The organism is Streptomyces sp. SID9727, assembly GCF_010550605.1.
GTDB lineage: Bacteria > Actinomycetota > Actinomycetes > Streptomycetales > Streptomycetaceae > Streptomyces.
This window is the reverse complement of the sequence record NZ_JAAGNI010000005.1, coordinates 1-8239: the sequence shown is the minus strand read 5'-3', so window position 1 is coordinate 8239 and position 8239 is coordinate 1. Positions and strand designations below refer to the sequence as shown.

Here is an 8239-nt window from a genome sequence, read left to right as displayed (position 1 = left end):
GACCGCCTCGCCGCCGGGGCCCGCGTAGCGCACGGCCCCCGCGCCGGCGCGCAGCGCCCCGGAGACGGCGAGCACGGCGGCGCCCGGGTAGCGCGTCGATCCCGCGGCGATGCCGACGACACCGCGCCGGTACTTGTCGCTCTCGGCGGCCGGCACGGGCAGCAGCGCGGCCACGTCCGCGTACTGGAGCGCCTCCAGGTCGGGCACCTCGGGGAGTTCGGGCCCGAGCCCGATGTCCACCAGGCGCAGCGCCCCGGCCCGTTCGGCGGCCGGGTCCACGAGCAGCGCCGGCTTGTACGCGCCGAAGGTGACGGTGGCGTCCGCGCGCACCGCGTCGCCGGTCACCTCGCCGGTGTCCGCCTCGACCCCGCTGGGCAGGTCGACGGCGACGACGGGCGCGCCGTGCGCGGTGTACTTCCGGACCAGTCCGGCGGCCTCGGGGCGCAGTCCGCCGCGTCCGCCGATGCCGGTGACGGCGTCCACGACGAGGTCGATGCGCCCGGCCCAGTCCGCGTGGGCGGTGCTCTGCGCACCGTCCACCACGCGTCCGCCCGCCGCGAGCAGGGCCGCGCTGCCGCCCTCGTGGGCCCGGCCCGGGGTGACCCGCACGGCGACCACGCCCGCGCCGCGCCGGGCGAGCCGGGCTCCGGCGTACAGGGCGTCGCCGCCGTTGGCACCGGTGCCGACGAGGAGGACGACGCGGGAGCCGTAGACCCGGCCGGCCCGGCGCAGCAGATCGGCGCAGGCGGCGGCGAGCCCGGCGGCGGCACGCTGCATCAGCGCACCTTCGGGGAGCCGTGCCATGAGGGCCTGTTCGGCGGCCCGTACGGTGTCAACGCTGTAGGCGGTACGCATGCCTTCCAACGTACGCAGATCGAGCGCCCTCCGCAGGCTTCACGGCGTCCAGCCGTCAAGCCCGTCCGGCGCTTGAGGACGGAACCGGCCCGCCGGAGCACCCGAGGCCACCGGGGCCCCAGCGCCGCTCACCCCTCCGCGATCACCACCGCGGACGCCACCCCCGCGTCGTGGCTGAGCGACACGTGCCACTGCCGCACCCCCAGCTCCGCGGCGCGGGCCGCCACCGTGCCGCGCACCCGGAGCCGGGGCTGCCCGCTCTCCTCGACGTACACCTCGGCGTCCGTCCACAGCAGCCCGCCGGGCGCGCCGAGCGCCTTCGCCAGGGCCTCCTTCGCGGCGAACCGGGCGGCCAGCGAGGCGATCCCGCGCCGCTCGCCGCTCGGCAGCCGCAGCTCCGCCTCCACGAACAGCCGCGAGGCGAGTTGCGGCGTGCGCTCCAGCGCCGCGTCGAACCGCTCGATCTCCGCCACGTCGATCCCGACCCCGATGATCACGTACCCACCCTCACTGCTCGTCTCGGCTCACTCCACGGTGACGGACTTCGCCAGGTTGCGCGGCTGGTCCACCTCGTTGCCCCGGGCCGTCGCGAGTTCGCAGGCGAAGACCTGCAACGGCACGGTGGCGACCAGCGGCTGAAGCAGCGTAGGCGTTGCGGGGACGCGGATGAGGTGGTCGGCGTACGGGACGACCTCGTCGTCGCCCTCCTCCGCGATGACGACGGTGCGGGCGCCCCGGGCCCGGATCTCCTGGATGTTCGAGACGATCTTTCCGTGCAGCACGGACCGCCCGGCCGGGGACGGGACCACCACGACGACGGGCACCCCGTCCTCGATGAGCGCGATCGGCCCGTGCTTCAGCTCGCCGGCGGCGAACCCCTCGGCGTGCATGTACGCGAGTTCCTTGAGCTTCAACGCGCCTTCCAGGGCGACCGGGTAGCCGACGTGGCGGCCGAGGAAGAGCACGGTGTCGTGGGAGACGAGGGAACGGGCCAGCTCCCGGACCGGCTCCATGGTCTCCAGGACCCGTTCGACGGAGCCGCTGATCTCGGAGAGCTGCCGGATGACCGTGCGGATCTCGTCGCCCCACTTGGTGCCGCGCGCCTGGCCGAGGTAGAGGGCGACGAGGTAGCAGGCGACGAGCTGGGTGAGGAACGCCTTGGTGGAGGCGACGGCGACCTCGGGCCCGGCGTGGGTGTAGAGGACCGCGTCGGACTCGCGGGGGATGGTGGAGCCGTTGGTGTTGCAGATGGCGAGCACCTTCGCGCCCTGCTCGCGGGCGTGCCGCAGGGCCATCAGGGTGTCCATGGTCTCGCCGGACTGCGAGATGGCGACGACCAGGGTGTGCGGGTCCAGGATGGGGTCGCGGTAGCGGAACTCGCTGGCCAGCTCGGTCTCGCAGGGGATGCGGGTCCAGTGCTCGATGGCGTACTTGGCGATCATCCCGGCGTGGTACGCGGTGCCGCAGGCGACGATCACCACCTTGTCGACCTCGCGCAGCTCGCCGCGCGTGATGCGGACCTCGTCCAGGTGGAGGGTGCCCTCGGGGTCGATGCGCCCGAGGAGCGTGTCGGTGACCGCCTTCGGCTGCTCGGCGATCTCCTTGAGCATGAAGGAGGCGTACCCGCCCTTCTCGGCGGCCGAGGCGTCCCAGTCCACGTGGTACTCGCGCACCTCGGCGGGCCGGCCGTCGAAGCCGGTGACGAGGACGCCGTCCCGGCGCAGCTCCACGACCTGGTCCTGGCCGAGCTCGATCGCGGACCGGGTGTGCTCGATGAACGCGGCGACGTCGGAGGCGAGGAAGGACTCGTCGTCCCCGAGCCCCACGACGAGCGGGGAGTTGCGACGGGCGCCGACCACCACGTCCGGCGCGTCCGCGAAGACCGCGACCAGGGTGAACGCCCCTTCCAGGCGGCGGCACACCTGGCGCATGGCCTCCGCCGGCTCCCCGCTCTGGCTGTACGCCTCGGCGAGGAGGTGGGCGACGGTCTCGGTGTCGGTCTCGGAGAGCAGGTCGTGGCCGCGCTCGCCGAGCTCGGCGCGCAGGGCGGCGAAGTTCTCGATGATCCCGTTGTGGACGACGGCGACGCGGCCGGCGTTGTCCAGGTGCGGGTGGGCGTTGGCGTCCGTGGGCCCGCCGTGGGTGGCCCAGCGGGTGTGGCCGATCCCGGCGGTGCCGGCCGGGATCGGCTGCTCGCTCAGCGACTTCTCCAGGTTGACCAGCTTCCCGGCCTTCTTGGCGGCGGCGAGCCCGCCGTCGGCGAGGACGGCGATGCCGGCGGAGTCGTAGCCCCGGTACTCCAGCCGCTTGAGGCCCGCGACGACGACGTCCTGCGCCGACTGCCCGCCGACGTAACCCACGATTCCGCACATAGTGGTCCTTTCTTGGTCACCAGCCCCTGTTCTTCGCATAGTCGCAGAAGTAACCCCTATTTCAAGCCGACCGGAGCGCTATCCGGCGCGAACCGGTGCGGGTTCCCGCACCTCGGCCGGGACCACCGGCCGCTCTCCCCTCACCAGCAGCAGCACCGCCGCCCCCGCGACGATCCCCACCGCTGCGGCCACCACCGCGGCCGTGTTCAGCCCCGAGGCGAACGCCGTCCGCAGCGCCTGCTCCGGCACCCCGGCGGCCCGCAGCCCCGCCGCGCCGCCACCCGCCAGGGCGTGGGACTCCCCGTCGCCCAGGCTCTCCGCCATCCGGGAGGTCAGCACCGTCCCGAGCACGGCGACCCCGAAGGCGTAACCGAGCTGGCGGAAGGTGTTGACCGCGCCGCCCGCCATGCCGGCCCGCTCCGGCGGGACCGCCGCGAGCGCCGCGCCCGCGATGGCCGGCGAGACCAGGCCCGTACCGATGCCCGCGAGCGCCAGGCCGGGGATCAGGGCGGGCCAGGAGGAGCCCGCGCCCAGGACCGCCTGGGCGAGGGTCCCGGCGCCGATGAGGGCGAGTCCGATGCCGATGGTGAACCGCGGCTGCACCCCGTGCAGCAGCCGGCCGCCGGCGGCGGCGACCACGAACGAGGTCGCGGCCAGCGGCAGGACCGCCAGGCCGCCCTGGACGGGGCTGAGTCCGAGGACCGTCTGCAGCCAGATCGAGGTGTACGGCAGCACACCGAAGGCCGCCATGTTGAAGGCGAGCGACCCGGCCATCACCCCGGTGAACGCCGAGGTGCGGAACAGCGACAGGTCCAGCAGCGGGTGCGCGACGCGCAGCTCCACCAGCACGAAGCCGACCAGGGCGAGCGCGGCGATCCCGAACGTGGCGAGCGTCTGCCCGGACGCCCAGCCGACGCTGCCCGCCCGCACGACGGCGTACGTGGCGGCCCCGGCGAACACCGCGAAGGCGACGGTCCCCGCCCAGTCGGTGCGCCGGTCCCGCGCCCCGTGCGACTCGGGCACGGTCCGCAGCGTCAGCCAGATCGCGGCGACGCTCACGGGCAGGTTGACGAAGAAGATCCACCGCCAGCCGGGCCCCTCGGCGAGCAGCCCTCCGATCACGGGCCCGATCGCGGCGGCTCCCCCGGCCACCGCGCCCCAGAGCCCGAGCGCCACGGACCGGTCCTTGCCCCGGTACACCGAGGCGAGCAGCGGCAGCGTCGTCGCGAACATCGCGGCGGCCCCCACGCCCTGGGCGCCGCGCGCCGCCACCAGCAGGCCCGGCGACGAGGCGAGCCCGCAGGCCAGCGAGGCGGCGGCGAACAGCACGACGCCGACGACGTGGACCCGGCGCCGGCCGAGCCGGTCGGCCGCCGCGCCTATGCCGAGGAGCAGGGCGGCGAGGGCCAGGGCGTAGCCGTCGATGACCCATTGCAGATCGGAGAGCGAGGCGTCGAGCGCCTTCGCCATGTCGGGCAGTGCCACGATGACGATCGTGACGTCCAGCAGCAGCATGAACGTCCCCAGACAGACCGCGGTGAGCGGCCCCCACTTGCGCATGTCCTTGATCCTTCTCCCGTACGGCTTCGGCATGGTGACCGGTGGCCACCCCGGTACGTACGATCGGACGGCCACGTCCGGGATCCCCAGCCAGCGACGGCCGGGCGCCGGAATCCGACACGGAAGGGTCCTTCTGAAGTGGAATCACCCGTCCGAGGCGACGCCCTGGACCTGCGCATCCTGCACGCGCTGGAGCTGGACGCCCGCGCGCCCTTCAGCCGGATCGCGGCCGTCCTCGGCGTCTCCGACCAGACGGTCGCGCGCCGCTTCCGCTCCCTGCGCGCGGAGGCCGGGCTGCGGGTGGTGGGGGTGCGGTGCGCGGCCTCCGAGGAGTCGTTCGAGCACTGGCTGCTGCGGGTGCGGTGCGCGCCGGAGGGCGCGATGCCGATCGCGGAGGCCCTCGCCAAGCGGCCCGACACGTCGTGGATCGGGCTGACGTCGGGCGGTACGGAGGTGACGTGCACGGTCAACGTGCGCAGCCGGAACGACGCGGACGACCTGCTCATCGGCAAGCTGCCGCGCACCCCGCACCTCGTGGACATCCGCGCGCACCAGTTGCTGCACCGGTTCTACGGGGGCCCGGCCGGCTGGCTGCACAAGAGCGGGGCGCTGACCCCGGAGGAGGCCGCCGCCCTCACCCCGGTTCCCCCCTCCGTCCCGCCCGGCCCGGCCGTCATCACCGCCGAGGACGAGCCGCTGGTCGCCGCGCTGGAACGGGACGGCCGGGCCACGTACCCGGAACTCCAGCGGGCGACCGGCCTCTCCGAATCGGCGGTCCGGCGCCGGCTGGCCCGGCTGGTGGCCTCCGGCGCGCTGTACGTGGACGTGGAGTTCGACTCCGGCCACATCGGACACCGCAACGCGAGCATGCTGTACGTCACCGCCGCGCCCCGCGCCCTGCACGCGGTGGGCACGGCGCTGGCCGCGGACCGGGAGGTGGCGTACGCGGCGGCCACCACGGGCCCGTCCAACCTGGTCGCGGTCGTGATCACCCGGGACTCGGCCCACTTCTACCGCTACCTCAGCGAACGCCTGGGCGGCCTGGACGGCGTCGAGCACGTGGAGTCGATGCCGCTCCTGCGCCGGGTGAAGCAGCTGACGTACCGGCCGTTCCGGGGGTAGCGGGGCGCCCGCGGCCCCCCGGACCCCGCCAACTCCGCCCGTACCGCCTATCGTTGACCCGCTGGAAGGCCGGACGAGAGGGAGCACCGTGCAGGACGGACCAGAGGATTCCATCGAGACCATGCTGACCCACGTCGCACCGGACGGCGTCGCCCCTGCCCAGGGGTACAGCCATGTCGTCGTGGGCGAGGGCAGGCTCGTCGCGGTCTCGGGGCAGATCGCGCTGGACGAGAAGGGGAATCTGGTCGGGGAGGGCGATCCCGCGGCCCAGGCGCGTCAGGTCTTCGAGAATCTGAAGCGCTGCCTGGAGGCGGGCGGGGCGACGTTCGCCGACGTCGCGAAGCTCACCTTCTACGTCACCGACGTGGCGTTCCTGCCGGCCATCCGCGTCGCGCGGGACGCCCATGTCGACGTGGCGCACCCCCCGGCCAGCACGGCCGTACAGGTGGCCGCGCTCTTCCGGCCGGACCTGCTCATGGAGGTGGAAGCCCTCGCCGTCATCCCCTGGTGACCCGGCGGGCCCGGGTCACCCCGCCGCCCCCGGCGACCGCAGCCACCCCCCGTCCCGCGCCACCTCCCCCGCCACGCGCAGGAGTCGCGCGGTCACCTGGCGGCCGCCCCGGCCCCGGGTGAGGAGGTGGAGTTCGATGGCCGCTCCCCCGGTGAGGGGGCGCCACACCAGCCCGGCGGGGAGGCTCGGGGCGGCCGAGTCGCCGACGACCGAGATCGCGTCGCCCCGGGCGACCGGGGTGTGGCCGGCGTCGAACGCCAGGGAGCGCACAAGGAGTTCGGGGGTGGCGCCCGCCTCGGCCAGCAGGGCGGTGATCGCGTCGTAGTGACCCGGGTTGGCCGCACGCGGGTGGATGAGGAGCGTTTCGGCGGACAGCTCGGCCGGGTCGACGGCGGGGCGGGACGCGAGGCGGTGGGCGGCGGACATCAGGACGCCCTGCGGTTCGAGCCGTACGAGCGTCCGCACCAGCTCCGGCGTCGGCGGCGGGCAGCGGACCAGGCCCGCGTCGAGGGTGCCGTCGGCGACACCGGACAGGATCTCGGCGGTGGACAGCAGCCGGGTGTCGGCGGTGATGCCGGGCAGCCGGTCCGCCAGGGCGGCGAGGATCGCGGGGGCCGTCCCGTAACTCGTACTCATGCTGTAGCCGAACACCAGGGTGCCGGTCTCGCCCCCGGCGAAGCCGCGCACGTCGCGCCAGAGGCGGTCCGCCTCCTCGCAGAGGGCCGCGCCGCGCTCCATCAGCAGCCGCCCGGCCTCCGTGGGTTCGACGGAGTGCGTGGTGCGGTCCAGGAGCCGGACGCCCAACTCACGCTCCAGCTCCCGTATCTGGCGGCTGAGCGCGGGCTGCGCGATGTGCAGGCGCTCGGCGGCACGGGTGAAGTTGCGTTCCCCGGCCACGGCCAGGAAGTAGCGCAGGCGCCGTAGATCCGACATGCCGAACAGCATATGAGCTGCGGTGATGCCGGGCTGTTCTGGAGCCATCGGGAACAGGTCTTTCCCTGCGCGGCCCCGGTCTTCGTAGCGTTCAGGCATCGGAGGAACACAGCCCCGGAAGGAACCACGATCATGCACGGCACCCCCAAGGACGTCGTCCTCGACTACATGAAGGCCCTCGCCGCGGGCGACATGGACCGGCTGAGGGCGTTCTTCGACGCCGATGCCACCTGGACGCTCGCCGGGGACCTCCCGGTCTCGGGCACCTGGACCGGCCCGGACGAGATCTTCGACGAGTTCGTTGCGGCGATGACCGCCCGGCTGGTGCCGGAGACCGTGGAGATCGAGTTCCTCGGCGTCCTCGCCGAGGGCGAGCGGGTGCTCGCGGAGTGGCGGACGCGCGGGCTGACCCGGAAGGGCGCCCGCTACGACCAGCACTGCCTGGCCGTGTTCACCGTGCGCGACGGCCGTATCGCCGCCGTCCGGGAGCACTTCGACACCCTCCACGCCCACCACGTCGTCTTCGCCTGAGGAGCCCGCCATGCGCGCACAACTTCCCGCCCCCGAAGCGGGCGGCACGGTCCACATCGACGAGGTCCCCGAGCCCGAACCCGCCGCCGACGAGGCCTTGGTCGCGGTCGAGGCGTACTCGGTCAACCGGGGCGAGACCTTCCAGCTCGACGGGCAGCTGGACCGCCGGTGGCCCGGCTGGCGGCCCGGCAAGGACGTCGCCGGCACGGTCGTACGGGCCGCCGCCGACGGCACGGGACCGGCCGCCGGGACCCGCGTCGTCGCCCACCCGCCCGCGTACGGCTGGGCCGAGCGCGTCGCCGTCCCGGTGCACAGCCTCGCCCCGCTCCCCGACAGCGTCGACGCGGTGACGGCG

The 8239-nt window shown here is 74.3% G+C and carries 8 protein-coding genes and 1 pseudogene; 4 read left to right on the top strand and 5 right to left on the bottom strand.

Annotated elements, in window-relative coordinates; genetic code table 11:
- The 4 genes from G3I41_RS00520 to G3I41_RS00505 form a co-directional block, all read right to left on the bottom strand.
- A partial coding sequence (locus G3I41_RS00520; RefSeq protein WP_164398303.1) for an NAD(P)H-hydrate epimerase occupies positions 1-855 on the bottom strand: 855 nt, incomplete at its 3' end.
- 128 nt (positions 856-983) lie between these two features.
- Positions 984-1352: a holo-ACP synthase gene (locus tag G3I41_RS00515; protein ID WP_164398302.1), complete on the bottom strand. Its 369-nt coding sequence runs from the start codon at positions 1350-1352 to the stop codon at positions 984-986.
- 27 nt (positions 1353-1379) lie between these two features.
- Positions 1380-3227, bottom strand: coding sequence for a glutamine--fructose-6-phosphate transaminase (isomerizing) (glmS, locus tag G3I41_RS00510; RefSeq protein ID WP_164398301.1), 1848 nt, complete (start codon positions 3225-3227; stop codon positions 1380-1382).
- A gap of 78 nt (positions 3228-3305) precedes the next feature.
- Positions 3306-4787, bottom strand: coding sequence for an MFS transporter (locus tag G3I41_RS00505; RefSeq protein ID WP_164398300.1), 1482 nt, complete (start codon positions 4785-4787; stop codon positions 3306-3308).
- Positions 4788-4925: 138 nt separating this feature from the next.
- On the opposite strand from G3I41_RS00505, the gene G3I41_RS00500 reads away from it, so the two are divergent.
- Together G3I41_RS00500 and G3I41_RS00495 are read left to right on the top strand one after the other, a co-directional pair.
- The gene (locus tag G3I41_RS00500; protein ID WP_164398299.1) at positions 4926-5909 is read left to right on the top strand and encodes an Lrp/AsnC family transcriptional regulator; all 984 of its coding nucleotides are present in this window, start codon (positions 4926-4928) and stop codon (positions 5907-5909) included.
- A 121-nt stretch (positions 5910-6030) separates the two neighbouring features.
- Complete coding sequence (locus G3I41_RS00495; protein ID WP_164398305.1) at positions 6031-6420, top strand: RidA family protein; 390 nt, start codon at positions 6031-6033, stop codon at positions 6418-6420.
- Between the two features lie 15 nt (positions 6421-6435).
- On the opposite strand, the gene G3I41_RS00490 is transcribed toward G3I41_RS00495, so the two are convergent.
- The gene (locus G3I41_RS00490) at positions 6436-7353 is read right to left on the bottom strand and encodes a LysR family transcriptional regulator (protein ID WP_239081424.1); all 918 of its coding nucleotides are present in this window, start codon (positions 7351-7353) and stop codon (positions 6436-6438) included.
- Between the two features lie 132 nt (positions 7354-7485).
- Here G3I41_RS00490 and G3I41_RS00485 point away from each other — a divergent pair, with 132 nt between their 5' ends.
- Together G3I41_RS00485 and G3I41_RS00480 are read left to right on the top strand one after the other, a co-directional pair.
- Positions 7486-7884 carry a nuclear transport factor 2 family protein gene (locus tag G3I41_RS00485; RefSeq protein ID WP_164398298.1) on the top strand — a complete coding sequence of 133 codons (399 nt, stop codon included), beginning with the start codon at positions 7486-7488 and terminating at the stop codon, positions 7882-7884.
- Between the two features lie 10 nt (positions 7885-7894).
- Positions 7895-8239, top strand: a pseudogene (locus G3I41_RS00480) (alcohol dehydrogenase); the annotation flags it as partial.

What these genes read in the sequence shown, in the direction of transcription:
- G3I41_RS00505 (WP_164398300.1), bottom strand. Translation starts at nt 4,787, where the DNA reads ATGCGCAAGTGGGGGCCGCTCACCGCGGTCTGTCTGGGGACGTTCATG.
- G3I41_RS00490 (WP_239081424.1), bottom strand. Translation starts at nt 7,353, where the DNA reads ATGTCGGATCTACGGCGCCTGCGCTACTTCCTGGCCGTGGCCGGGGAA.
- G3I41_RS00495 (WP_164398305.1), top strand. Translation starts at nt 6,031, where the DNA reads ATGCTGACCCACGTCGCACCGGACGGCGTCGCCCCTGCCCAGGGGTAC.
- G3I41_RS00485 (WP_164398298.1), top strand. Translation starts at nt 7,486, where the DNA reads ATGCACGGCACCCCCAAGGACGTCGTCCTCGACTACATGAAGGCCCTC.
- glmS (WP_164398301.1), bottom strand. Translation starts at nt 3,227, where the DNA reads ATGTGCGGAATCGTGGGTTACGTCGGCGGGCAGTCGGCGCAGGACGTC.